Source organism: Lysobacter tyrosinilyticus (assembly GCF_054779815.1).
The window spans coordinates 148889-173582 of record NZ_BAAGXN010000002.1; the positions used below are offsets into that span (position 1 = coordinate 148889).

Below are 24694 nucleotides of genomic sequence, written 5' to 3' on the forward strand. Positions count from 1 at the left end.
GGCCATGGGCCCGTGAATACATCGGACAGCGTTCTGAACTATTCAGCCCCTGGCAGCTGAATACGTAGCGAGGCCGCACACCGATGATCGACGCTGACGCGATGCATACGCGCGTTTGGCCAAGCTAGTGCTGCATCTCCCCACGGACCGGCCATGAAACGCATATTGATCGTCGAGGATGATCGACGACTCGCCTCACTGTTATCGGATGCCCTGTTGGAAGCAGGTTTCGAGGGCGCTTATGCGTTCGACCTGGCCGAGGCCGATGCGATTTTTTCGAGTAGCAAGATCGACGCGGCGATCCTCGACATCTGCCTGGCCGACGCACCATCGTTCGAGCTGGCACGCCGGCTCGACACCTGCGGTGTTCCTTTTCTCTTCGCCTCGTCGATGCGTCGCATCGACATGCCGCATGACATGCGCTGGCAACCTCTGATCGGCAAGCCATATTCGGCGGAGCAGCTGATCATTGCGCTGCGGGCGCTGTGTGGCGAGATCCATCGACCGGATGCGGCGCATTGGGCGCCAAGTCGCCCCGGAAAGCATCCGGTGATCTGAAGAATTCCGCTACGTGAATGTGTGAAAGGCCCGATGACGCGCCTGAATGCACGGCTGCTTTGCACAATGTTCGCGTAACTCTCACTGTCGTCTACTTGGCGCGCGCGCATGATTCCCGCGCTGACGATAGGTCGGTGACACGGAGTTAGTACAGATGGTCAACAAGACGATGGGTACCAACCAGGATCGTAATCGCACGGGCACGCCGGGTACTCCGGGTGAGCGTCGCGAAGGCATGGGACGCGAGCAGGAGGGCCGTCAGGCCAGCCACAGCGACCAGAGCGGTCGCCAGCAGGGTCAGACGGATCGCAGCAATCAGAGCGGCTCGAAGGATCGTGATCGCAGCGGCGGTGGCAACCACTAACTTGGCTTGCTGTTTGGCTTTGGAAAGGGCTCCGCTTGGCGGGGCCTTTTCTTTATTGGGGCGGAAGCAGGATCAAGAGCGCCCCTCATCCACCCTTCCCTCCGCGGGCTATCGCCCGCTCCGACCTTCTCCCCGCAGTGTGGGGAGAAGGGCTTGTCGCAAATCCCTCGCCCCGCTTGCGGGGTGAAGGCGGGCGCTTGTGCGCCACCGGCGCACGCCCGACTGAACGCCCTTGCGCTGTGCGCAAGGGCCGGGGGGCAGAGCGAGGGACAGCGTTGCGGAGCAACGCAGGGTGAGGGGCGGGTTTCGCGCAAACCCGTCCGGGCTTCGGTAAGACGCTCCCGTTTGCTAGGCTCCCGCCAAACTCCGGGGGCCGCATGGCGCACAACCAATTCGAACTGCTTAGGCAACGTCGCTTCCTGCCGTTCTTCATTACCCAGTGCCTGGGCGCGTTCAACGACAACGTCTATCGGCTCGCGATCATCGGCCTGCTCGGGTTCCTCAGCGTCAGCTCGGAAGACAAGACGCTCTACACCAACCTCGCGCCGGCGATCTTCATCCTGCCCTACTTCCTGTTCTCGGCGACCGCGGGGCAGATCGCCGAAAAGCTGGAGAAGTCGAAGCTGATCCGGATCACGACCACGATGGAAATCGTGATCATGTCGTTCGCGGCGATAGGCTTCGTGACCCACAACATGACCGTCCTGCTGATCGCACTGTTCGCAACGGGCGTGCAGTCGACGCTGTTCGGTCCAGTCAAGTACTCGATCCTGCCGTCGGTGCTCAAGCCGGAGGAACTCACCGGCGGCAACGGCCTGGTCGAGATGGGCACGTCGATCTCGATCCTGATCGGCATGCTGGCTGGCGGGCTGATCTTCCAGGTGGCCGGCGCGCACGGACCGCTCGCGGCGGCGATCTCGATCATTGCGCTGGCGGTGACCGGCAACGTGGTGAGCCGCTTCATTCCGCCCGCCGAAGCCGGTGCGCCGGATCTGAAGATCAACTGGAATCCGCTGCCCGAATCGCTCGCGATCATGCGCCTGACGCGCAAGCAGCTGGGCGTGCGCAACTCGGTGCTCGGGGTGTCGTGGTTCTGGTTCTTCGGCACGGTGATCACTTCGAACCTGCCCACGTACGCCGAGATCAATCTCGGTGCGCCCAGCAACGACACCTCGATCTATGTGTTCGCGCTGGCGCTGTTCTCGATCGGTACCGGCGTCGGCTCGCTGCTGTGCGAGAAGCTGTCGGCGCGCACGGTCGAGATCGGCCTGGTGCCATTGGGTGCGCTGGGCATGACCGGGTTCCTGCTCGATCTGTACTTCGCGCGTAGCGGTGCGGCACCGGTGAGCGGGCTGACCGCGTCGACCTTCCTGCAGCAGCCGGGCAGCTGGCGGATCGTGATGGATCTGGTCGGGATCGGCTTGTTCGCCGGCTTCTTCCTGGTGCCGCTGTTCGCGCTGATCCAGAGCCGCACGCCCAAGAACGAACTGTCGCGCGTGATCGCGGGCGTGAACATCCAGAACGCGTTCTTCATCGTGCTCGCGGCAGGCGTTGGCATTGCCGCACAGCGGGTGCTGCACTGGTCGATTCCGCAGATGTTCCTGGCCCTCGCGATCGTCAATGCGCTGGTGGCGATCTGGATCTTCACGATCGTGCCGGAGTTCGCGATGCGCTTTGTCAGCTGGTTGCTGGTGCGCACGTTGTACCGGCTGAGATTGCATGGGATCGAGAAGCACGTTCCGGACGAAGGCGCGGCGCTGATCGTGTGCAATCACGTTAGCTACATGGATGCGTTGCTGCTGTCGGCGAGCATCCCGCGACCGGTGCGGTTCGTCATGTACTACAAGATCTTCCGCATTCCGGTGATGAGTTGGATTTTCCGTACCGCGAAGGCGATCCCGATCGCGGGTGCGAAGGAGGATCCGGCATTGATGCAGCGCGCGTTCGATGAGATCGATGCGGCGCTGGCGAATGGAGAGATGGTCGGGATTTTTCCGGAAGGCGCGCTGACCAAGAATGGTGATATCGCCAAGTTCAAATCGGGCGTGGAAAAGATTCTCGAACGTCGCCCCGTGCCAGTGGTGCCGATGGCGCTACGCGGGATGTGGGCGAGCATGTGGAGCCATCGCGACGGGCGCATGGGTCGCATGCGGGTGCCGCGGCGATTCCGCGCGCATGTCGAGGTGATGGCGGATGCGGCGCTGGATCCGTTCCTGGTGAGTGCGGAGTCGTTGCAGGGGAAGGTGCAGGAATTGCGGGGGGATGCGGCTTAGGTCGCGTTGGTAGGAAACAACAGCAAAAGCGCCCCCTCATCCGCCCTTCGGGCACCTTCTCCCCGCAAGCGGGGAGAAGGTCAAGATCATCTCGTTTGCAGCAGTTTCCCTCGCCCCGCTTGCGGGGAGAGGGACAGCGTTGCGCAGCAACGCAGGGTGAGGGGCCGTGCGTCGCCTTGCAGAAGTCACGGTGACGCTACCGAACCCCCACTGCTAGGATGCCGCCCAGGGCCGCAACGGCCTGTGGGGATCCATCCATCATCGCTTTGGGGACAAGTCATGAGCACACCGCCGTCATTTCCGCCGGAACAGTCGTCGTCGTACGGCCCGGTTTCGAACTACCTGGTCTGGGCGATCCTGATCACTATCGCTTCGGTGTGCCTGTGCTGCATCGTCGGCACCATTCCCGGCATCGTCGCGATCGTGTTCGCGTCGCAGGTCAACAGCAAGTTGTCGTCGGGTGACCGCGCGGGCGCCGAAGACGCGTCGAAGAAGGCCAAGCTGTGGTGCCAGATCACCACCGGCCTGTGCATCCTCGGCCTGCTGATCAACATCGGCATGCGCATCGCCGGTTACGACTCCGCGTCGTACTGGAAGAACTGGGCTCAGCAGATGGAACAGCACCGCTGATGAGCGCGGCCGCGCAGCCGCTGCGCATATGGCGCCCGGCCGCCGTCGCCTTCGGGGCGGCGGGGCTGGGTGCGATGTTGGTAGGCGTGTGGCTGTTGTGGAATTTCGATCCGAGCGCGACGGGCAGCTGGTTCCCGTCGTGCGTGTTTCACGATCTGACCGGGTGGTATTGCCCCGGTTGCGGAATTACCCGCGCGCTGCATGCGCTGGTGCATTTCGATTTAAAGCGCGCGTTGGCGATGAACGCCTTTCTGGTGACGAGCCTGCCGCTGCTGGCGCTGATGGCTGCGCAGGGGCTGATGCAAAAGTCGCTGCTACCGCGGCCGGTTGCGCGCGTGGCCTTCGATGGACGCTGGTGGATAGGCGCGCTGGTGGTCTTCGGCGTGCTGCGCAATCTGCCGGGGCTGGAATGGTTGGCGCCAGTTGGCGCGCTGTAACGCGGGTCTTTGACACGCTGCTTTTCGGTACACCTTTGGTGGGTTGGCTTTCAGCAGCGAAGCTGATCAACCCGCCCTACGACACGAAGCCGGCAATCACGAACAACGCCAACACGGCCAGCCACACCAACAGGCTGCGCCAGACCAGGCTCATCGCATCGCGCAGTTCCGGTAGCTCTGTAGCAGTGGCCACGGTGGGCGCGGCGCTCATCCCAGCGCCCTCGCCCAGCTCGCTCGCTTCGTCGGCGTAGTCGGCGGCTTCCTCCGCGAGTTCGGTGCGTACGCTGGCGCGGCCGGCGGCATCGAGGAAGTTGTGGTCGAGCGTGAACGACGCACCGCCGGCTTCGCGCCATGCACCAAGCACGGTGTCGAAGTTTCCAACCAGCGCCAATGCCAGCGTGAGCAGTTGCGCGACCGGCCAGTCGAGCAGCTGGAGCAGTGTGCGCGCGCCGGTGCGGGCATCCATCGACAGGCGCTGCGCGAAGCTGCCCTCACAGGACAGCACGGCCAGGCGGTACAACAGCGCGCCCATCGGACCGAGCAACAAGAACCAGAGCAACACACCAAACCAGCGGCGCAGCGCGTTCTGGAACACGGCCGAGATCAGCACGCCGCCGTCGATGTTGGCCGGCGCTCCATCAGGCCACAACACGGTCATGGCCTGGCGCCGCGTCGCGGCATCGGGGGCGTTGATGATCGCTTCGATATCGAGATCGAGGTCGCGCGGGCCCCAGCTGTAGAACAGCAACATGATCGCGAAAGCGAGACCGGCCAGGCCGTACAGCGGTTCGTGCAGCGCGAGCTGGAACAGGCCGACGGCGAGCAGCGGCGGCACCAGCGCCAGCGTGACGCCCCAGCGGCCGCGCCAGAAGCTGTCTTCCGGAAACTGCGTATTGAGCCAGCCCAGCCAGTTGCCGTACCAGTCGTAGTGCCGCACCGAGGCGGCCAACGACTGCGCCATGTGGCCAATGACCAGGGCGGCAACGACGGCGATCAGGGTGACGGCCATGGCGGATCCTTGCGGAACGGGGCAGCTGTTCGACGTGAAAGCGGCACGGTCGATTCTAGCGGGTGGGCCCTACGATCGCTGGGACACTTTCCCCTATCGACATGAACGCGATAGGGACGTGCCGATGGCCAGCGCGGCTCAGGCCGTGGCTTCCACCCAGCGATCGATCAGCCAGCGCGAGATCGACACCCGGGGCGATACCAGCAGACCGGTGCCGTCGTCGCGCGCCGGGTCGGCTTCGCGGGCCTGTGCTTCGATGACTTCGTCGCGGGTGAACCAGCGCGCGTCTTCCAGCTCGTCGCTCAGGCGCGGCTCGTCGGGATGGGCTTCGGCGATGAAGCCGAGCATCAGCGAGCTGGGAAACGGCCACGGCTGCGAGGCCAGGTAGCGGCACGACTTCACCCGCACGCCGGTTTCCTCGAGCACTTCGCGGGCGACGGTGTGTTCGAGCGATTCGCCGGGTTCGACGAAGCCGGCGATGGTGGAGTAACGCCGCGCGGGCCACGCGGCCTGGCGGCCGAGCAGGAGACGCTCGCCGTCGCTCACCGCGACGATCACCGCGGGATCGGTGCGCGGGTAGTGTTCGGTTTTGCACTGGGCGCAGCTGCCCAGCCAGCCGCCGCGCGAGTACACGAGCGCGCCGCCACACACGCCGCAATGGCGGTGACGCTGGCGCCAGTGCTGCACCGCGCGCGCCTGCGCGAACACGGAGGCTTCGAAGTGCGGCCAGTGCGTGGCGGCAGCGCGCAGTTCGCTGCGTTGCGGGGCTTCGAAGGCGGTGAGGTTGGCGTCGAGCGCGAACCAGGCTTGCTGCTGCGCGTCCATGCCGAGGAAGATCGCGGCACCAGGGCCACCCGGGCCCGCGCTCAGTTGCGCGCCGGTGGGCGCGAGCAGGCGGCGTTGTTCATCGGTGTAGGCGTGACCGTTGTCGTCAAGCAGGACGACACGCGCATTCGACCACAGGCGCGCGAGTGCATCGTTGTCATTGCGGAGATGATCGGCGCGATCGAGCGCGGCGCGGATAGCATCGGTTTCGACGAAGGCGAACGGGGATGCGGGCATCGGGCGATTCGCGGCGCGGAGGAGTGCGGATTATCGGGGATGTGCGGGAATCCGTGCATTGCGCGGCGCGCGGGCCCCTTCGACTTCGGGCCTGCGGCCCTACGCTCAGGGCGAACGGACAATGATATGACTGCGGAAAAAGCGGACATGGGCCTGAGAGCTCCGTTCGCGATCACTTTCGCCTTTACACCGATCGCGCTCGCGATTCCTTCCGTTCGCCCTGAGCGTAGGCGCGAAGCGCCGAAGTCGAAGGGCCGCCTTCAGCCCACATCCCGCTGATGCCGATGTTTCCCTCGGCCTAATCGATTGATGGCCGCCCAATCCGCCTGGATCAGCGCCTCCTTCTTGGCACGACTCCACCCTTTCAACTGACGCTCAACCGCAAGCGCCTCCTCCCGAGTCACGAACTCCTGCGAGAACACCAGCGTGAGCGGCCGGCGTGCGAGCGTGTAGCGCGGCAATGTCCCGGCGTGATGCTGGGCAATGCGCGCGTCGAGATTGTCGGTGTGACCGATGTAGTAGCTGCGGTCGGCGCAGCGAAGCATGTAAACCCAGAACATTGCTCATCCTTGAGCGATGCCGTCATACGGCGTGTATAGCTTGTCCTAAGCCGAGAACGACGACCCACACCCGCAGGTCGTCTTCGCGTTCGGATTACGGATCACGAACTGGGCGCCGTGCAGGCTCTCGGTGTAGTCGACTTCCGCGCCCATCAGGTACTGCAGGCTGAGCGGGTCGACCAGCAGGGTGACCCCGTCGGTATTCACGGCCAGGTCGTCCTCGCCCTGCTGCTCGTCGAATTCGAAACCGTACTGGAAGCCGGAGCAGCCGCCGCCCTGGATGTAGACGCGCAGCTTGAGCTCGGCATTGCCCTCTTCCGCGATCAGTTCGCGCACCTTGGCCGCGGCCGCAGAGGTGAAGGTCAGCGGGCGGTCCAGCGCCTGGTAATCGGGCGCGGCGGTGTCGAGGGTGGTGGTAGTGCTCTGGCTCATGCGCTCAGGATGGGGCGCGAGGGCAGCGCATTCAACCCATTATTCGGCAACGGTCTGTCCGCGTTCGGCTTCGGCCCAGGTAAATGACTGCTCGATCGCAGCGCCCGAGCGCGGCTGCAGCCGTACGCTGACCTTCACCGGGGTCAGGCCCGCGGGTACGAAGAAGTCGCCTTCTACCTGCTGGAAATACTTGAACGAATACGGCACGCCCGGCGCATTGGGCTGCTGGCGCAGGTCGCCCCAGGCCAGCTTCTGCAGTTTGCCCTCGCGCGTGCCTTCCAGGGTCAGCGTGAGCGTGCCGTCGCTGACCGCGCCGCGGTTGAGGTTCTGGGTGAGCGTGCCGGTGAAGTGCCAGGCGGGGCCGTTCTGCGCCTGTACCCGGAGCGCGTGCACGCTCAGGCCGTGGCGTTGCGCAGTGGCGCCGACCAGACGTTCGTAGAAGGCGACGTCGGCGCGGAGGCCGGCGATCTCTTCGTCACGGTCGCCGATCGCACCCTGCAGGTCGCGGTTGGCATCGCGGCTGATCTGGTCGGAACGCGTCAACGTGGCCACGCGCTGGCGCAGCTGCTCGGTTTCGTCCTGCAGGTTGGCGTAGTCGCGCTTGAGGCTGCCGATCTGCGCGCGCGGGTCACCCGAGTTGGGCGCGAACACCTGCCACGCGCCCCAGCCGCCGAAGCCCAGCGCGGCAAGGACGACCATGCTCAGGGCCAGCGTGCCCTTGTGCTCGGCGAACCAGGAAGTCTGCTGTCGCTTGTACATCCGCCGAGAGTAGCGGCATTGGCCGCCGGCCGTGTGTGCCGGCGGTTAATGCTGTGACGCCGATCAGCTGATCGACATCGGGCTGATCGACATCGGGCTCGAGATCAGGCGATCGCGACGTCCGGACTGATCGGGGTGACGTTGCCGGTCTCGGCATGCGCGCCGTCGGCCGCGGTTTCGGAATGGATCAGTCGGCCGGTGAGCGTCGAACCGGCGATCATCTCGATCACCTTGTAGTGGACGTTGCCGTTGACGCGCGCCTTCGGGTGCAGCTCGACGTGGTCGCCGTGGGCATCGCCGACCAGCTGGCCGTTGATGATCACGTTGGGCGCACGGACCTCGCCTTCGACCACGCCGCCTTCGGCGAGGGTGATCTGTGCGGCTTCGCCATTGCTGGCGATGATCTTGCCGACGATGCGGCCTTCGACGTACAGGCCGCCGGAGAAATGGAAATCGCCGCGGATCACGACCTGCGGGCCGATCAGGGTATCGACCTGGCCGGGGGCGACAGTCGACTTCTTGTTGTCTTTCTTGAACATGGTTTCCCCAATGTCTGTGGAAGCGTCGCGTCCGTTGTGCCGGGCAGTGGAACGACTGGACACGACCTGCGGCATGAACCCCCGCTCACCAAGGGCGGCGGCCGGGCTGGACGGATTTCCCCTTCCCCTATACTCGCGGCGGAAGTCTAGCCGGAGCGGGCCATGTCGGATGCGCACCTGTTCGCAATTGGCGTAGTGCTGGCCTGGCTGGCCGGCATCCGGGTCTATCTGACCGTGTTCGGGGTCGGCCTGGCCGGCGCGATGGGCTGGCTCGAGCTCCCCGCCGCCCTGCAGGTGACCCAGTCGCCCTGGGTGATCGGGGTCTCCGGGGCTTTGGCCGCCGCGGAATTCTTCGCTGACAAGATCCCGGGCGTCGATTCGGGCTGGGACCTGCTCCATACCCTGCTCAGGATCCCGGCCGGCGCCTTCCTAGCCGCCGCGACCCTGTCGCCGGACGGCCATCTGGGCGCGGGTGCCCTCGCGGCCGGGGCCGGGGTGGCCCTGACCAGCCATGCGCTGAAGGCGGGAACCCGGGCGCTGCTGAATGCCTCGCCGGAACCGGTGACCAACTGGACCGCCTCGGTGACCGAGGACGTGGCGACCGTGGGCGGACTGGCATTGGTATTCGCGCACCCATGGCTGGCGCTGTCGATCGTGGTGTTCATCACCGCGATGTTCGCGCTGTTGCTGTGGTGGGTCTGGCGCAAGCTGTTCCGGCAGCGCAAGCCGGCGCTGGGCGATGGCCCGTCGGGGCTCGGGGCGGCCTAGCGGCTGCTTTGTAGAGCGGAGCTTGCTCCGCTGCTTTTGCCGGGAGCGAAATCGAACAGCAGCGGAGCAAGCTCCGCTCTACAAGGCACGACTCTCGATGCAAGAACGCCACCTTGCGGTGGCGTTCTGTTTTTCGCGGGTGAGCGGTTGCCGCTCAGCTTTCCATCTTCATCGCGAGATAGTTCTGCTCGCCGACGCGGTCGATCAGCGCGAGCTGGGTCTCGATCCAGTCGATGTGCTCCTCTTCCGAAGCCAGGATGTCGGCGAGCAACTGACGACTGACGATGTCCTTGATGCTTTCGCAGTAGATGATGCCTTCGCGCAGCATCGGCAGGGCTTCGAGTTCGAGCGCGAGGTCGCAGGACAGCACTTCGCGCGGGCTTTCACCGATGCGCAGCTTGCCCAGCGCCTGGAAGTTCGGCAGCCCCTCGAGGAACAGGATGCGCTCGGACAACTTGTCCGCGTGCTTCATCTCGTCGATGGACTCGTGGTACTCGTGGTCGGCGAGTTCCTTCAGGCCCCAGTTCTTCAGCATCTTGGCGTGCAGGAAGTACTGGTTGATCGCGATCAGCTCGTTGTAGAGCGCCTTGTTGAGGTATTCGATGACCTTGGCGTCGCCCTTCATGGCGCTGCTCCGTGCAATGTCGAGGACGCGACTCTAGTCCTGTTGCACGCGCGATGACGAAACGCGAATCGAATGCATCCGCGAGTCACTTGCAGCTGGAAGCGAGGTATCGAAAGCCGCGTGAATGCGGCGAATCAGGCGGCCTGCGACAGCACCGGCAACTCGTGCACGGTGCGGGCTTCATCCATCAGCTGCGAGGCGAGGTCGAGGCAGCTGCCACAGGTGGCCCCGGCGCCGGTGCGCATGGTCAGTTCGGGCACGCTGCGGCAGCCGGCTTCAACAGCCTGGCGGATGTCGCGATCGGTGACTCCGTTGCAAATGCAGACGTACATGCGGCGGACTGGCGGTCGTGCACAGCCCGATTGGCTGCGGGACTATTCCGCCATGAATGCGAATGATTGTCAATTAGACGAGGGGTCGGACGACCCGCTTCCACCCCACGCCGGCGGTTCGGAGCGCGAACGCGGCCGCTGGCGATTACGCCCGCTGTTGCGACGCGGATCGTGCCGCGGATCCGGCCCGGACGGAACCGGTACCGCCTGCAAGCCCGCGACCCGACGGGCCACGGGAGCCAGATGGCGCAGGGCGCTGTTGTAGACCCCGCGTTTGAAGGTCACCACGTGTTCAAGCGGGTACCAGAAGTCCACCCAGCGCCAATGATCGAACTCGGGCTTGTCGGTCAGGTCCAGGCACAGGTCGCTCTCCTGCCCGGTCAGGCGGAGCAGAAACCAGACCTGCTTCTGGCCGATGCACACAAGCCGGTCCTGGCGGCGGATTGCCCGCTGCGGCAGTCGGTAGCGCAGCCAGCCCGGCGTGGCGCCGAGGACCTCCACATGTTCGGGCAACAGGCCGGTTTCTTCGCGCAGCTCGCGATACATGGCCTCCAGCGGCGTCTCGTCGCTGTTCATCCCGCCCTGCGGGAACTGCCAACCATCCCGATGCACGCGGCGGGCCCAGAACACCCGGCCATCCGGGTGCATCAGGACAATGCCGACATTGGGTCGGTAACCGTCCGGATCGATCACGATGCGGACTCCGTAATGCGCTGTATCCGACTCTGCCACGGGCCCGGTCGACGGACAAGCAAGGCAGGGGGCGATTGACGAGAGCCCCTCGGATAGGAATAATTCGCGGTTCTCGCGCGGCTATGTAGCTCAGCCGGTTAGAGCACAGCACTCATAATGCTGGGGTCGGTGGTTCGAGTCCACCCATAGCCACCAACGCGCCGAAGAAAAAGCCCCGCCGAAGCGGGGCTTTTTGTTTTTCAGCCGCCGCAGATCATGCAGACGCACGCAGCTGAACGGGCCCCGACAACAAGCGTGCGTTCTTGAAGTAGGAAACCCGCAACTGCAGTCCCCGAGGCGAATAGCCGATGAAGGTCGAATCCGCCGCAGGCTCATAGGCGCGCTCGGATCGCGCTACCAGCTGCGGACTCTCCAGTTCGAGCAGCATCCCCAGACTCTCGGGCTCAAGCAGCGAGTCGTTGTGCTGCTCCAGCAGCCGGCGCGCCTCGTTGAAGAATGGAATCGCCTGCTTCTGGCCGCGAAACTCCGGGGCGAAGAACTGGCGGTAGTAGTACAGCGGCTGCCGCAGCCGTGGCAGGACGCGAATCACCGCTGTGCCGACGCCACAGAGGGCACCAGACGGGTCGCGTGCGATGCACACGGCCTGGTGTGCACGCTGGGCAGCGCGAGCTGGATCCGGAATGGCCTGCGAGCGTCCCCAAAGATCGATCAGTTCGGCGGACAGCTCCGCGCTGACTCGCTTCCAGACCGGAACGATTTCAAACGAAATTTCGGTACTCACTTGCGTCTCCTGAACAACCGGGTGCTGCACGCCGGTTACTTCTTTGTCGATGGCTGCGGCATCGCGAGCTTGTGGACCGCCTCCGCGTATTCGGCGAATCCCAGCTTCTGGTCGTGATTGGCATCAAAGATGGAAAGCGATGGCGCCGTGTTGCCGAGACGCTTGATCAGCTCGAGATTGGCGTACTCATCGCCATCGATCGCGCCACTGCGATCGACGTCCAATGCACCGAACTGCTCGTGAAGGCGCCCCTGCATGACGATGAATCGCTGCAATCCGGCGTAGCCGGACTGGAATTCCTGGCGCGACAGCACCTGGTCCTTGTTGCGATCCAGCGAGTCGAACAGGCGCGAAGACGATGCCGGTTGCGCGCCGGCGGCCGGAACGGTGGCTTCGGCGGCCTGCGCGGCGCCGGAAGTTCCGGCAAACAACAGCAGGCTCGCCACCGCGATCGTCAGCAACAGCATGCCGGCGGCCATCACGGCCATGAATCGATCTATGCGACTCATGCGACCTCCGCCTCCACCGCGTCCAGTGCCGATTCGAAAGTGATGAGTTCGCGGATCTCCGCGGTGCGCAGGCCCACCAGCATGGGATTACGCACGTTCGGCAGAAAACTGAGGTCGAAGATCTCGGTGATGTCGCCTTCGAAACGGATCCAGTTCAATACGTCGCCAGTAGCCAGCGACACGATCTGTACACCGCACCACGGATCGGCATCGCGCTTGCGCAGCTCCTCATCGAGTTGCAGCCCTTCGAAGCGCTGATTGCGCGGCTTGGACAGCCCGATCGCCGCGACGTTGCCGACGATCGACAGGCCGCGCGCGAAGCCCGGCACGAACACTAACGGCACGAACTTCCTGGTTTCGAAGTCGACCCAACCCAGATGACCGGTGCCGGCGTTGAGCACCCACAACTTGCCGTTCGCCCAGCGCGGCGAGTGCGGCATCGACAGACCTTCGCACACGATTTCATTGGTGGTGATGTCGATCACCACGCCGCCATCGTGACGCCGATCGCGCCAACCGTCGACGGTGTCGCTGCGGCATACCGCGGTGACATAGCGCGGCTCGCCATCCACCATCGCCAGGCCGTTGAGATGACAGCGGTCCTCGGGCGCGAGCTTGCTGATGAAGTCCGGCTTCCAGATCGCCTTGAAGCTGTGGGTCTGACTGAGTTCGGCCAGGCACGAATACTTGGTGTTGACGAACACCACCTTGCCGTTCTTGCGGATGCCGAGCTCGTGGATATCGAGATCGCCGATCGTCTGTGCGTTGCGCGGCACATAGCACTTGTCGAATTGCTGGCGGATCGTCTCGTTGGGACGCAACACGTTCTCGAACCGCCACAACTGATACAGGCCGCCGAGATAGATGCGCTGCGCGTTGCCGACGATACCCATCGCGCGCTCGAAGATGCGTTCGAAGAACGACACGCGCCCCTGCTTGTCGCTGCCGACCAGGTAGAGACGCCCGGTCTGGTACGACGAAATGGCAAGCGAAATTCGGTTGCCCGCCAGCCACGCGGCCAAGCCTCGCGAACAGCTCTTCTCGACCTTCAGCTGAGCCAGATTCAACGGCGGCTTGGCCGTTGCCGCCTGCTGTGAAGCGACGACCGGTTCGGCTCCTACTGTCTCCAATTGCGCTTCACTGCTTCCGTCCTTGGTATCGATGTCCTGGTTGCCCTCGGGCGGATGCTTGCTTACCACGTGTTGCCACTCCTGATTCCAGCCAGACGCAGCGTCTGGCGTTGTTGAAACTTCGATATCACGGGCCGGCGATTTCGTTCGCCGGCCCGCACTTCGCATTTACCAGCCGTAACGCACCACCACCTGACCGCCCATGACGCCCTGTTGAGCGCCACCGTCGGTCCAGTTCATGCCGCCGCTCAGCGACAACCCGCCCTTGCGCACGCCCAGGCCCAGTTCGAGCATGGAGCTGGTGCCATCGGTGCGGGTCGACCCGAGCAGACCGCTGTTGACCGAGTAGTCGTACTCGCCATCGAATTCGCGCACGACGTTGAGCGAACCGTACGGCGTCAGCGTGAAGCCCGATGCCTGGAAGCTCTTATCGAAAGCCACACCCAGGCGACCGCGTGAGGACACGCCGCCATCGCTGACGAAAGTTGAAGCGCCGTCCTGCACCGGATCGAGTTCGTCGATGCGGGTGCGGGTGTATTGCAGCTGCGGCACCACATTCACGCCTGCGAGCTTCCATGCGGTGAAGCCGGCCTCGATGTTGAATGCATCGGCCTTCGCATCGCTCGGGACCGCCGCGTTCGACATGCGTGGGCGGGCATCTACATCGACGCGACGTTGCGACAGATCGACGTAGAAGCCGTTGGCGCTCAGCCATGTGGCGTACACGCCGAACGCCGTGCCATCGAGGCGGTCATTGCCGCCACCGTCCAGACTCTGGTTGCCGTCCGACTTGCCGAACAGCACGCCAATAGCGAGATGCTCGGACGCACGGAAGTCCAGGCCGAATTCCCAGCCGTGGTTCGATTGATGGAATCCGAACACGCCGCCCGCACCAAAGTTGGAGTCGTGCTTCGCATCCACATCGCCGCTGCTGGCAAACATGCGCAACCACGGGGCCGCCACGGTATCGCTCGTGGTGGGCAGAACGCCCATGCGCTGGCGCCAGGTCCCGACCTGCGCATCGACCAGCCTCTGTGCACCCGGCGCGATGGCGGCGGCGAGCGAGCCGGCGTCGTTCAGACCGGTGACGTCCACCCCGAGCGAGAACACGTCGTCGCGCGCATTGCTGGCATCGATGCTGGATTCCAGGTTGAACCCCAGGGTCAGGAAGCCGTTGGCGCCGTAGCCGACGTTACCCAGCACGAAGTCGCTTGCCGTCGAGCTGCCACTGACGCTCACCAGCGGAATAGCGGTGCTCGGTGCATTGATGGCACCGGTCAGGTTCACGTTGATCGTCTGCGTCGTTGGTTCGATCACGCTACCGTCGATGTAGAGGCGGTCGCTGGCCAGATTCAGCGTGCTGACGTCGAGGTTGATCGCTCCGTCACCGGCGAAGTCGCCAACGATGGTCAGCGTGTCGTCGGGTGCGCCGTCGACGAAGCTGATCGTGCCGTTGTTGGAAACTGGGAACGGATTGTCCATGTCGAGCACGTTGCTGCCCGAGACGCCGATCAGACCGAAGTTGTCGAAGGTGTTGCCGTTGACGTAGCCACCCAGACGGATCGCCGCGTTGTCCAGGAAGATCGCGCCGTTGTTGACGATGCGATCGTCGCCGTTACCGAGGTCGGAGTCGCCTACGACATGCCAGGTGGCACCGGCGGTGTTGTCGAAGCTGTCGTCCAGGCCACCGGTGAGGATGGCGCCGGTGATCGAGCCGCCATTGCTGATGTTCGCGATCGCCCCGCTGCCCGAGGCGATGGCGATCCGCATGCCATCGCCGAACGCGGCGATGGTGCCGGTGTTGGTCAGCGTGTTGCTGCCGTAGGAATCCATCGCGATTGCGGTAGCCGTCGCATCGGCGCCATAGGCCGCGGCCATGATCGTGCCGGTGTTGTCGATCCGGATGCCGTCGCCGTTGCGGCCGGTGACCTGCACGCCGGTGGCGGTCACGGTGGTGCCGTCCGCGCGGGCGAGGATTCTGCCGGAGTTGGTGAGCGTCGCCGCGAGGTAGCCGTTGCTGAGGTCACCGTAGGCACCCAGGATCTGCGCACCGTAGGCATTGGCAATGTCGCCATCCGCGATCGCGATGATGTCGCCGTCGTTCTGCAATCCGGCCGAACCATAGAAGCTGTTCGCGAGGACACCGATTGCCAGGGCGTCCTCAGCATCGGTGACCGCGCTGATCCGCCCCGAGTTGCTGACGTCGGCGTTCAACGCGCCGAGCGCGACCGCGCCGTAGCTGTAGCCCACGCCGCCCTGCGCCGCTGCCGCCACGGTGATCTGGTTGGTGTTTTCGATCAGCGATCTGCCGTCGTCTATCACAACGATGGGATTCGCCCAGTCACAGCCGTAGGCGTCGCAGTTGTAGCTCACCGTCCGGTGCAAGGCATACGCGTAGGTGCCGACCGCGAAGGCGTTGCCGCCGGTCGCGGAAGCGCCCGTCTGGATGTCACCGTCGTTGGTGATGAGCGCCTCGCGATCGGTGGCCACGAAGGCGCCGTACGCCGATGCGTAGCCGAAATCGGCACTGGCAAGGGCCTCGATGCTGCCGACGTTGGTCACCTCGCCCCGGATGACCGCGGAGTTGTAGCCGATGGAACTGCCGAAGGCGGTGGCGATGCTGCCAATCGGCACCCCCGTTCCGTCCGGAGTTACCACGGCGTGGGAAACGATGCTGCCCGCGTTGTAGGTGACGGCGTCCTCCATCCCTCGCTTGAAGATCTGGGTGCCGAAGGAGACGGCACGCCCCGAGGACTGGTCGCCCGCCAGGCTGCCGACCGTCGCCGACGCGACGATGCTGGAGCCGGCCTGATTGATGATGTTGCTGCTGTACTTGCCGCGGGCGACCGCTCCGTAGGCACCGACGATGCCGAATTCGGACTCCGCGATGGCGTTGATGTCGCCGGCATTGACGATGGTCGCGTCGTACTTGGCGTAGGCGTTGACACCGGTTGCGCCGGCCATGCCCTGGGCCCAGCCGACGCTGTTCTCGGAAAGGGCGATCGCATTGATGTCGCCATTGTTCACCACCATGGCATCGCCCTTGTAGCTGGCGTTGGCATAGACGCCGGTGGCGGCGGTGGTACCGAGGAAACCGTAGTTGGCGTCCGAATAGGCGTTGGCGTGGGCGTAGGCGGTAATCGCCCCGTCGTTGGCGACGTCGACGCTGTACGTACCGCCGGCCTCAATGCCCATGGCAAATGCAGCACCGAAGAGTTCAGCGTTGACGGTCGCCAGGATGTTGGCGTCAGTGGCGTTGTGGATCGACGTGTTCTGGCTGTACGCCTCGACGCCCGTGGCGTAGCCGAAGCCGCCGTAGATCCTGGCGTGCGCCTGGATGTTGCCGTAGTTGTCGACGATGGTTTCGCCGGCGCCGTACGGGATGCTCAACACCCGCACGCCGGTTGCATCCGCGTAATCGATGGTTACGTTGACGATGCCGCGTTCGGCATCCGCCGTGGCGACGATGTCGCCATGGTTTATGAGCTGCGAGGTGCCAGCCACAGTGAGGGCGTAGGCGCCGATGGCGGTGCCGATACCGATTTCGGAATGGGCATAGCTGGTGATCAGACGGTCGTTCTCGATCGCCGCGGAGCCGTACGCGCCCGACTGGGCAACGGCGCCCCAGGCGGATGCATAGCCCTGACTGGTGAGGGCCGCCGCGTTGATGTCTCCGGTATTGACGATCGACGTCTCGCCGTAGCCATACGCAGCCAGCGCCTGCACGCCAATTGCCTTGGCCTGGAGGAACCCGTAAGTGCCGAAGATGTCCTCCGTCGCCTCGGCGCTGGCAAAGATCGACCCGCGGTTGTCCACAGCCGAGTCGTAGTACATCGCGAAGTTGTAGACGCCGATGGCTACGGCCTCTTCTTCTCCGTAAGGCGCCACCGTGCCTTCGGCGATCGCATGGATGTCGCCGTCGTTGGTCGTGATTGCATCCCCGAGGTACAGGGCCGCATTGAGGACGCCCAGCGCATCGGCGCTGGCGCCACTGGCATCGGCAACGATCGTTCCGGTGTTGTTGGTGTAGGAACTGAAGATGAAGCCCAGCGAATAGCTACCCATCGCCGTCGCCACACCGCCATCTGCATTGGCGACCGCCAGGATGTCGGCGGCGTTGTCAACGGACGACCCGAAATAGCCGATCGATTCCGCGCCCTTGGCCATGGCGGTGCCGCCGTCGGCGGTAGCGCTGGCCGTGAGCGCATCGTAGTTGGAGACCGCCGTGTACATGCCGTAGACGCGTGCGCCGCGCGCCGTGGCCGTGCCGCCGGCGCCAGCCGTGGCCGTGGCGCTGCTGTGTGCGTCGTTGAAGACACTTGCGACGTTTCCGTACACGTAGGCGCCGGTTGCGTACGCGGTACCGCCCGTACCGGTCGAAGCCTCGGCGTTGAGATCGCCACCGTTGATCAGCAGGCCGATGCCCACGTTGGTGCCGTTGACGACAGCGGCATACGCCTGCGCGTTGCCGTCCGCACTGGTGGCGAGAGCGGAGATGTCACCGTAGTTGTTGAGCGTGGCCACATCGTAGCCGGCGACCAGGGCACCGACGGCGAGCGCGTTGCCGTCCAGGGTGCTGGCGCTGACGTCGATGATGCCGTCGGCAGCGTTGGTCAGATAAGCGAAGTGATACGAGGAACTGACCGCACCATAGGCCGTGACATCACCGGTGTTGGCGATGGTGCTTGCGTCGATCAGCCCCGCGTTGTTGACGGACGCGGCGTCGTAGCCCGATGCGCGGATGCCGGTAGCGTGGCTCAGGTTGTAGGCGTCGCTGCCGGTGACGACCGCGTTGGCATCGATGTCGCCCAGGTTGGTAATCGTGGTGTAGCCGCCGCTGTCGCTTTTGCCGTAAACGCCCGTGGCGAAGGCGCGACCGTCCACGACGGTCGCGTCCGCAGTGACGTAACCGCTGTTGAGGACATCGGCGCCGTAACTGCTGCTGCCGCTGATGCCGGTCGCGAAGGCGATGCCGGCGGTGTCGATGTCGGCCGTGCTGATCACACGGCCGGAGTTGTCGATCGTGCTGGTTCTGCCGCTGTAGGAGCCCCCGGTGGAGAGACCGGTCGACAGGGCACGGCCGCCGTATCCCGAGGCATGCGCTTCGACGTCTCCATCATTGATGATGCTCGAGTCGCCGTAGCCGATGCTGAGGTAGATCGACTTGATCCCGATGGCCTGGGCGGCGCCGTCCGCGGCATCGTTGCGGGCGACGGCATCCACATAGCCGTTGTTCACCGCTACCGAGCTGCCGTGGCGATTGGCGGCGATGATGCCGGCGGCGTAGCTGTAGCTGGAATCCGCGACGCCGGCATGGGCGTAGCTGGAGATCGTGCCGTCGTTGACGAGCGTGGACGTGCCGCCCGGATTGAGCGACATCGTGTAGGCACCCCAGGCCACGGCGTTGCCGTCGTGCCCTTCGACGCTGGCCGAGGCGGTGATGTCGCCGGAGTTGTGCAGCAGCACGTCGTCGTACCCCGCCACGGCACCGTATGCGGGATAAATGGCTGTGGCCCTTACACCGGCGGCCCACGCCCACTGGTAATTGCCGCTGCCATCGGTGGTGGCGCTCGCGGTGATCGACGCGCTGTTGTCCACCGTCGATTCGTGGAAGCCCGAAGCGATGTTGTAGATGCCGAACGCGAGCGCCCAATCCTCGCCATCGGCGGCGACGTCGATAGCGCCTGCGTTGGTGATGCTGGCGTCCCCGTAATAGGACAGGCTGACGATGCCTCTGGCATAGGAGTAGCCAGAGTCGGGATCATTGCTGGCGCGGGCGCTGATCGCACCGATGTTGGTTACATCGACGTTGCCGTAGAAGGAACTCGCGCGGATGCCAAACGCATGATTGCCGGGCGAATACGGGCCGCCTACACCCGACGAATCGACGTCGAGGTCGCCACTGTTGACGACGGTGACGTCGTAGTAGAAGTCGTTCTCGCGGATGCCGTACTGCCAGTCAGAGCCGCTGACACTGATGTCATTGCTGTTGGCGACCGAGAAGAGCTGGGCCGCGCTTGCGGCGTCAATGCCATTACCGCCGATCACCGTGACATCGTCGACCGTGCCGGCTTCCAAAATTGCGATGCTCGCGTCAGCCTCTTCGCCGAGGCTGCCCAGGTGGGGGCGCGAGACATCGCCGGCCCAACCGGCGGCCCCCACCGCCGGAATCACGCTGACAGGTGCCTCTTCGCCCCGCACCCGGGTCAGATCGATGGGCGGCAGCAAGCCTGCATCGTGACCGGTCTGGACGAAACGCCCGTCGCAAACGTAGCTGTTGCGTGCAACCGCCGTGTAGCTGCAGGTATCGGCCGCCAGCACTGGTCCGGACAGCACCAGCATCGTGGCCGACATGGCCAGGGCGGCGCGGATGGCGCGGGTAACGGGAGCGACCGCAGGGGTCGTGCGAACGCGCTGCTTACGCGCGCCGGTGTGTTGCGGGCTGGATCCGGTCATTGCTTCCCCTGCTGAGCGTTATCGTTCTTGTAGGTGCCAGGTGGGGCATTGCGTCGCGGGACGCCCGATTTCCCGGGCGCCCCGCGGCGCCCCCCCTAGGTTCAGTTGACGCTGACGGCGGACCAGGCGGTCGCAACCGCGCTCGCTTCGGCCGAAGTGGAGCCGTACAGGTCGTTCGCGGCGCTGATCGTGGCTGTGCGCGCACCGGCGTAGTCGATGCCGGAAGTGAAGTACACGCTCAGCGCGCGGTACCAGATCCTCTCGGCCTTGGCGCGACCGATACCTGCAAAGGTCGAGCCGTTGCAGGTCGGCTGCGGTGTGTGGTTCACGCCGCTATACGTCTTGGCGTCGGTGCCTTCGGCCAACAGATAGAAGAACAGGTTGGCGACACCAGAGGAGTAGTGCACGTCCAGATTGCCGATGCCGTTGTAGTAGCAGTTGGGCGAGGCGTGATCGGCGGATGGATTGAACATGTAGCGCAGTGCGCGCTGGCTGGGACTGCCCGCCACGTTGCCTATAAAGACTTGCTCGCCGATCAGATAGTCCGGAGTGTCCTTGGGATTGTTGGCATAGAACTCGACCATCGTGCCCAGGATGTCCGAGGTCGCTTCGTTCAGGCCGCCGGATTCACCCGAGTAGATCAGGCTGGCCGTGCGAGAGGTGACGCCGTGGCTCATCTCGTGGCCGGCGATGTCCAGCGCAACCAGCGGGTTGAGGTGGACGCCGTCGCCGTCGCCATAGGTCATGCAGAAGCAGCCGTCGGACCAATAGGCGTTGCTGTAGGAAAACCCGTAGTGCACGCGGTTGTAGGCGCCTTTGCCGTCGTTGGCGATGCCAATGCGGCCGTGCGTGTTCTTGTAGTAGTCCCAGGTGACGTTCGTGCCGTACTGCGCATCGGCGGCGGCGGTGGCCAGATCGGAGACCGCGTAGTTGCCCCAGACGTTGTCGACATCCTTGTAGATCTGACCGGAGGTGCGGCTGTTGGACGCGTCGATGGTGCGAGTGCCGCCGCGTGTCGGGTCGCGCATCTCGAAGCCGCTCAAGGTGGAATTGGTGGTCAGGGCGACGTCACCGGAATACAGGGTCCGGGCCGTGCCGTTGGCGACCGCGCCCTCACGATTGCTCCAGCGATCTAGTACCCGGCCGCCTTGCGCATCGATGATGTAGGTCATGTCCGCGCGTTCGTTCTGCAAACGCACCTGCCACGCCAATCGGGGCGCGCGGCCGCGGGCGTACACCACCAGAGCGGTTTCCGGAGTGCCGGTGAAGTCGGCGCCGAACTCCGCGCCTGCGGCGACGATCGCAGCACTCGAATCGAAGCTCGGCCGCACCGACAGGTACAGCGGCCTGCCCTGCGTCACGGAAATGCCCTGGTACTGGCCTTTGCGCGAGTGCATCACCAGATCGCCACCGATCACGGTCAGGCCCGCGTAGGTGCGACCGAATCGGACATGCTCGGTTCCATCCCGGTCGACTACGACGTCATTGGCGACGAACCGGTCATGCGAGGACGATCGCGCCTCGATCGGGTGGCTGCTCAGCAGGTCGAGTGCGCGCCCGGTGGGCGAAGAATTGGCCGCCAACGCATTGCCCACGGCCGTGGCCAGCACAGCCGCGGCATACAGCTTGGTATTCAGACGCATGAACGCTCCCCGGAGTCGAAGTCCGACGCAGTGCGAAGGCAGCTGCATCACGGCGTCCCGTCTGTGCGGGATCGCGATGGGTATCAACGTTCGGCCCCGGCCCATCTGCCCCACAAGAGGGAAAAACGGCGCGGTCATGAAAAGGAAATGGAGCGGAGATGCCTTGGTCAGCCAGGCCTTGGAGCGTTCACGCGCGGGTGATGCCTGAGCTCATTCACAGTCGCCGTAATACATGACCAAGGAGGCGGCAATGCGGTTTCCGTACTCAAGCGTACTCATTCGCAGACGTCGCCCGAACGCAGCGACGGACCTGTGTTTGTGGTCGCTGACGAAACGATCTCCCGAAGACGGGCGGCGCTCTATCGTTATTAGCTCTTCTCCCCGCTTGCGGGGAGAAGATGCCCGAAGGGCAGATGAGGGGCGCTCTTGCTTTTGCTGTCGCGCTCGCGACACGGCCCCTCACCCTGCGTCGCGGCGCGACGCTGTCCCTCTCCCCGCAAGCGGGGCGAGGGGGTTCGGGGTCTCGCTGTCGGTCTCGGACGCGGCCCCACCCTTCAAACCTCAAGTCACAGCACCGGCTCAACCGCTAGATCGCGATCTCCACGCAGCGCGTTTGCGCGCTCAAGTGCCGCAGCAGCCGCTCGCTGGTCTCCCAGCGCCCGATAGAGCGTCAGCATCGTCCAGGCGACGCGATAGTCCGTTTCCGCGTACTTCTCCAGCCTTCCCATGATGGCCGAAGCAGCGTCGTACTGCCGGGCATCGAGCAAGACCTTCGCCTGCATGACGCCTGTCTGGATCTCTGCGTCGGGGGACACTCCCGTCACGCCCGCGGCCCGCTCCGCATGCTGAAGCGCACTCGCCCCATTGCCTTCGGCTCGCGCAATGAGTGCCCGCGCCAACTCCAGGGCCACTGCGTGATAGCGGGCATCCTGCTCGCCAACCGACGAGTCACTGGACAGCCACGATTTCGCTGCCGGCAGGTCGCCGGCGCGCAACGCGGTCTGGACGGCCACGAGCATCAACCTGTCGTCGCCGCCTGCCGCGGGCGGAGCATTCCGGGCAAGCTTCCGCGCCCCGACCATCTCGCCCTGTGCCAGGTGCAGGCGCAGCAACGACTCCAGGAGCGCAGGATCGGTGTCGCGTACGCCCAGCGACCGGATGCGAGCCAACGTGTCGCCGGCGTCGCTCATCCGCCCTTGCGCCATCTGAATCCTGGCCGTCGTCGCCAGGATCTCGGCCGCCAGATGGGTGTCTTCCAACTTGGGCAAATGCGGCTGCGCGCGGCGAATGGTGTCCCAGGCATCGGCGGGCCGGGCCAATGCGAGTAGCAACTCGGCCTTTTCGCCCAATGAATTCGCGAGATAGTCGTTGACCCGAAAGCGTTCGAATGTCTCGATCGAACGGTCGAATTCGCTCAAGGCCTGCGCATAGTTGCCACGCAGGATTTCGGCCCGGCCAATGTTGTGTCCAACCGCGCCCAATAAAACGAGATCTCCGGAGCGCTGGATCCAGACACGGGACTGACCCAGGTACTTCATGCCGCCGTCGACGTCGCCACGCTGGATGCGGATGATGCCCAGCCCCTGATAGACGAGTCCGGTCAGTCGCGAATTGATGCGGTCGGACGGCAACGACTGCAGCAGCGCCAATGCCTGGGTAAAGCGGAGCTCAGCGGCGTCCACGTTGTTCCGGACGCGTTCGGCTCCGGCCAATCCCTGCAGTGCGCCGATCTTCGTCGGCGTGTCGGCGTCCGCCGCCTGGTCGAGGGCCTGTTGAAACAAGGTCGCCGCCGCGTCGACATGCCCGGCGCGAAACTCGAGCTTGGCCTCGCGATAGAGAAAGCGGGGATCGCGGCGTTCGGCCGGCAACGAGGTCCTGAGCAGGCGCGTCGCTTCCTGCAACCGGCCCGCCAGGATTTCCGCGTCGAGGCGCTGCAGACGCTCGGCTGAAGGGCTCGGCGGTTTCCCCGTTTCGCCCTGCCCGCCCAGTCGCCGCAGCCACACGTCGGCTGCTTCGGCGACGGCGACCAGCGCCGTATTGCCTTGCGCCTGGAGTCGTTGCTCCTGGCCGTCTTCGAACAGGCGCAGCACGACCACCCAGCCGTTGCCCTCCCGCTGCATCTGCGGGAGGACGATCCAGCGCGCGCCGCTGAGAGCGCGCAGTTTCTTGCGCGCGACCGCGGGCGTATCGCCTTCGATCGCCGTGCTCAGACGCATGGCCTGTTCGCTGGGGAGTACGTTGATGCCGCTGGCGCGCAGGCGCGCAGCCATATAGTCCATGGCACCCAATCGCGCCCACGCATTCTCGGAATCCATAGGCACGACCGTCACCGGCATGACCAGCACCGCGTCGTTCGCGATCGGCGCCGGTTCATCGTGCCGTGGATAAAAGAAGTAGCCGAGGCCGAGTGCCAACAGTGCGAGCAACAGCAGTGGCGCCCAGATACGCAGAAGTCGGCCGCGCCTTCCGGCCGACGGCGAGACTTCGGCTGCTTCCTCGATATCAGCTCCGATCGTCTCTGCAGCCTCGACTTCTGCGGTATCGACGATATCCAGCGCTTCCCGGTCGCTATCGGTTTCGCTATCGGTTTCGCTATCGGCCTCCGCGTAGAGCGCTGAGGCGGAAGGCACCGGCTCGGCAATGCGTTCGCCGGCATAAGCCGCGCTGTCATGCGAACCCGATGAAACCGCCGCTTCCCTGATCGGCGCGACCCAGCGGTACCCGAAGCGCGGTACGGTGCGGATCATCACCTGCTGGTCGCCGGTGTCATCCAGCGCCTTGCGCGCGCGCAGCATCGTCTGCGCCACGACCGTATCGCTGGCATCGACGCGTCCCCAGACGGCCGAGATCAGTTCGTCGCGGCCGACCGCGCGGTCGCGGTGCTCGATTAGATAGATCAGACATTCCAGCGACCTGGGACGCAGCGCTACAAGCTCCCCTTTTCGCAGGAGTTCCCGCGAAGCCGGATTGAGCTCGAATTCGCCGAACAGGTACTTGGGGCGCATACGCTCGCGGATGTCGACTGCACCTGGCGGTGCAGGAAGTCCCTGAGCTTACAACGAAGCAGTCCCGCCCTAGCGACCCTCGCGCCGAAAGAAAAGGCCCCGCCGAAGCGGGGCCTTTCCTTAGCCGGC

General features: G+C 64.8%; 20 protein-coding genes, 1 tRNA gene and 1 pseudogene. 7 read left to right on the plus strand and 15 right to left on the minus strand.

The annotated features are described in order from the left end of the window. The first annotated feature begins 153 nt into the window (after positions 1–153). From ACYVGK_RS06970 to ACYVGK_RS06990, 5 genes are all read left to right on the plus strand, one after another. Positions 154–558 (plus strand): response regulator transcription factor, encoded by a 405-nt coding sequence (locus tag ACYVGK_RS06970; protein WP_460732603.1) that lies wholly within the window; start codon positions 154–156, stop codon positions 556–558. A gap of 154 nt (positions 559–712) precedes the next feature. Next, complete coding sequence (locus ACYVGK_RS06975; protein WP_460732605.1) at positions 713–922, plus strand: hypothetical protein; 210 nt, start codon at positions 713–715, stop codon at positions 920–922. Between the two features lie 377 nt (positions 923–1299). Beyond that, entirely contained in the window at positions 1300–3195 is a 1896-nt protein-coding gene (locus tag ACYVGK_RS06980; RefSeq protein ID WP_460732607.1) for an MFS transporter, read from the plus strand. A gap of 279 nt (positions 3196–3474) precedes the next feature. Further along, complete coding sequence (locus tag ACYVGK_RS06985) at positions 3475–3825, plus strand: CD225/dispanin family protein (protein ID WP_460732609.1); 351 nt, start codon at positions 3475–3477, stop codon at positions 3823–3825. Next, positions 3825–4262, plus strand: coding sequence for a DUF2752 domain-containing protein (locus ACYVGK_RS06990; RefSeq protein ID WP_460732611.1), 438 nt, complete (start codon positions 3825–3827; stop codon positions 4260–4262). Before ACYVGK_RS06985 ends, ACYVGK_RS06990 begins: the two co-directional genes overlap by 1 nt. A 76-nt stretch (positions 4263–4338) precedes the next feature. Here ACYVGK_RS06990 and ACYVGK_RS06995 read toward each other — a convergent pair whose 3' ends face one another. From ACYVGK_RS06995 to ACYVGK_RS07020, 6 genes and pseudogenes are all read right to left on the minus strand, one after another. After that, entirely contained in the window at positions 4339–5271 is a 933-nt protein-coding gene (locus ACYVGK_RS06995) for a hypothetical protein (protein ID WP_460732612.1), read from the minus strand. A gap of 138 nt (positions 5272–5409) precedes the next feature. After that, complete coding sequence (gene nudC, locus ACYVGK_RS07000; RefSeq protein ID WP_460732613.1) at positions 5410–6333, minus strand: NAD(+) diphosphatase; 924 nt, start codon at positions 6331–6333, stop codon at positions 5410–5412. Between the two features lie 260 nt (positions 6334–6593). Then, a complete protein-coding gene (locus ACYVGK_RS07005) occupies positions 6594–6893 on the minus strand; it encodes a GIY-YIG nuclease family protein (protein WP_460732615.1) in 300 nt (99 codons plus the stop codon). Between the two features lie 45 nt (positions 6894–6938). Next, positions 6939–7325 (minus strand): iron-sulfur cluster insertion protein ErpA, encoded by a 387-nt coding sequence (gene erpA / locus ACYVGK_RS07010; protein ID WP_460732617.1) that lies wholly within the window; start codon positions 7323–7325, stop codon positions 6939–6941. 39 nt (positions 7326–7364) lie between these two features. Beyond that, positions 7365–8084 (minus strand): DUF6776 family protein, encoded by a 720-nt coding sequence (locus ACYVGK_RS07015; protein WP_460732619.1) that lies wholly within the window; start codon positions 8082–8084, stop codon positions 7365–7367. Positions 8085–8220: 136 nt separating this feature from the next. After that, a pseudogene (locus tag ACYVGK_RS07020) lies at positions 8221–8623 on the minus strand (bactofilin family protein); the annotation flags it as partial. Between the two features lie 162 nt (positions 8624–8785). Here ACYVGK_RS07020 and ACYVGK_RS07025 point away from each other — a divergent pair. Further along, positions 8786–9391 (plus strand): DUF4126 domain-containing protein, encoded by a 606-nt coding sequence (locus tag ACYVGK_RS07025; protein ID WP_460732620.1) that lies wholly within the window; start codon positions 8786–8788, stop codon positions 9389–9391. 154 nt (positions 9392–9545) lie between these two features. Here ACYVGK_RS07025 and bfr read toward each other — a convergent pair whose 3' ends face one another. The 3 genes from bfr to ACYVGK_RS07040 form a co-directional block, all read right to left on the minus strand. Continuing rightward, on the minus strand, positions 9546–10016 hold the full coding sequence (bfr, locus tag ACYVGK_RS07030; protein ID WP_460732622.1) for a bacterioferritin: 471 nt from the start codon (positions 10014–10016) through the stop codon (positions 9546–9548). 134 nt (positions 10017–10150) lie between these two features. Beyond that, positions 10151–10348: a (2Fe-2S)-binding protein gene (locus ACYVGK_RS07035; RefSeq protein ID WP_460732624.1), complete on the minus strand. Its 198-nt coding sequence runs from the start codon at positions 10346–10348 to the stop codon at positions 10151–10153. Positions 10349–10417: 69 nt separating this feature from the next. After that, entirely contained in the window at positions 10418–11041 is a 624-nt protein-coding gene (locus ACYVGK_RS07040) for an RNA pyrophosphohydrolase (protein WP_460732626.1), read from the minus strand. 118 nt (positions 11042–11159) lie between these two features. Here ACYVGK_RS07040 and ACYVGK_RS07045 point away from each other — a divergent pair. Further along, positions 11160–11236 (plus strand) — tRNA-Met (locus tag ACYVGK_RS07045). A 58-nt stretch (positions 11237–11294) separates the two neighbouring features. On the opposite strand, the gene ACYVGK_RS07050 is transcribed toward ACYVGK_RS07045, so the two are convergent. The 6 genes from ACYVGK_RS07050 to ACYVGK_RS07075 all read right to left on the minus strand — a co-directional run bounded on the left by ACYVGK_RS07050 (position 11295) and on the right by ACYVGK_RS07075 (position 24565). Beyond that, positions 11295–11822, minus strand: coding sequence for a hypothetical protein (locus ACYVGK_RS07050; RefSeq protein ID WP_460732628.1), 528 nt, complete (start codon positions 11820–11822; stop codon positions 11295–11297). 35 nt (positions 11823–11857) lie between these two features. Next, positions 11858–12331, minus strand: a complete 474-nt coding sequence (locus ACYVGK_RS07055; RefSeq protein WP_460732629.1) for an EF-hand domain-containing protein — start codon at positions 12329–12331, stop codon at positions 11858–11860. Continuing rightward, a complete protein-coding gene (locus ACYVGK_RS07060; RefSeq protein ID WP_460732630.1) occupies positions 12328–13530 on the minus strand; it encodes a TIGR03032 family protein in 1203 nt (400 codons plus the stop codon). Before ACYVGK_RS07060 ends, ACYVGK_RS07055 begins: the two co-directional genes overlap by 4 nt. Positions 13531–13629: 99 nt before the next feature. Continuing rightward, the gene (locus ACYVGK_RS07065; RefSeq protein ID WP_460732631.1) at positions 13630–19917 is read right to left on the minus strand and encodes an autotransporter outer membrane beta-barrel domain-containing protein; all 6288 of its coding nucleotides are present in this window, start codon (positions 19915–19917) and stop codon (positions 13630–13632) included. Positions 19918–20018: 101 nt separating this feature from the next. After that, entirely contained in the window at positions 20019–21560 is a 1542-nt protein-coding gene (locus ACYVGK_RS07070) for a M4 family metallopeptidase (RefSeq protein WP_460732632.1), read from the minus strand. A gap of 566 nt (positions 21561–22126) precedes the next feature. Further along, a complete protein-coding gene (locus ACYVGK_RS07075) occupies positions 22127–24565 on the minus strand; it encodes a winged helix-turn-helix domain-containing protein (RefSeq protein ID WP_460732634.1) in 2439 nt (812 codons plus the stop codon). Positions 24566–24694 lie beyond the last annotated feature (129 nt).

Coding starts and splice junctions, on each gene's coding strand:
- ACYVGK_RS06970 (WP_460732603.1), top strand. CDS start 154: ATGAAACGCATATTGATCGTCGAGGATGATCGACGACTCGCCTCACTG.
- ACYVGK_RS06975 (WP_460732605.1), top strand. CDS start 713: ATGGTCAACAAGACGATGGGTACCAACCAGGATCGTAATCGCACGGGC.
- ACYVGK_RS06980 (WP_460732607.1), top strand. CDS start 1,300: ATGGCGCACAACCAATTCGAACTGCTTAGGCAACGTCGCTTCCTGCCG.
- ACYVGK_RS06985 (WP_460732609.1), top strand. CDS start 3,475: ATGAGCACACCGCCGTCATTTCCGCCGGAACAGTCGTCGTCGTACGGC.
- ACYVGK_RS06990 (WP_460732611.1), top strand. CDS start 3,825: ATGAGCGCGGCCGCGCAGCCGCTGCGCATATGGCGCCCGGCCGCCGTC.
- ACYVGK_RS06995 (WP_460732612.1), bottom strand. CDS start 5,271: ATGGCCGTCACCCTGATCGCCGTCGTTGCCGCCCTGGTCATTGGCCAC.
- nudC (WP_460732613.1), bottom strand. CDS start 6,333: ATGCCCGCATCCCCGTTCGCCTTCGTCGAAACCGATGCTATCCGCGCC.
- ACYVGK_RS07005 (WP_460732615.1), bottom strand. CDS start 6,893: ATGTTCTGGGTTTACATGCTTCGCTGCGCCGACCGCAGCTACTACATC.
- erpA (WP_460732617.1), bottom strand. CDS start 7,325: ATGAGCCAGAGCACTACCACCACCCTCGACACCGCCGCGCCCGATTAC.
- ACYVGK_RS07015 (WP_460732619.1), bottom strand. CDS start 8,084: ATGTACAAGCGACAGCAGACTTCCTGGTTCGCCGAGCACAAGGGCACG.
- ACYVGK_RS07025 (WP_460732620.1), top strand. CDS start 8,786: ATGTCGGATGCGCACCTGTTCGCAATTGGCGTAGTGCTGGCCTGGCTG.
- bfr (WP_460732622.1), bottom strand. CDS start 10,016: ATGAAGGGCGACGCCAAGGTCATCGAATACCTCAACAAGGCGCTCTAC.
- ACYVGK_RS07035 (WP_460732624.1), bottom strand. CDS start 10,348: ATGTACGTCTGCATTTGCAACGGAGTCACCGATCGCGACATCCGCCAG.
- ACYVGK_RS07055 (WP_460732629.1), bottom strand. CDS start 12,331: ATGAGTCGCATAGATCGATTCATGGCCGTGATGGCCGCCGGCATGCTG.
- ACYVGK_RS07065 (WP_460732631.1), bottom strand. CDS start 19,917: ATGACCGGATCCAGCCCGCAACACACCGGCGCGCGTAAGCAGCGCGTT.
- ACYVGK_RS07070 (WP_460732632.1), bottom strand. CDS start 21,560: ATGCGTCTGAATACCAAGCTGTATGCCGCGGCTGTGCTGGCCACGGCC.
- ACYVGK_RS07075 (WP_460732634.1), bottom strand. CDS start 24,565: ATGCGCCCCAAGTACCTGTTCGGCGAATTCGAGCTCAATCCGGCTTCG.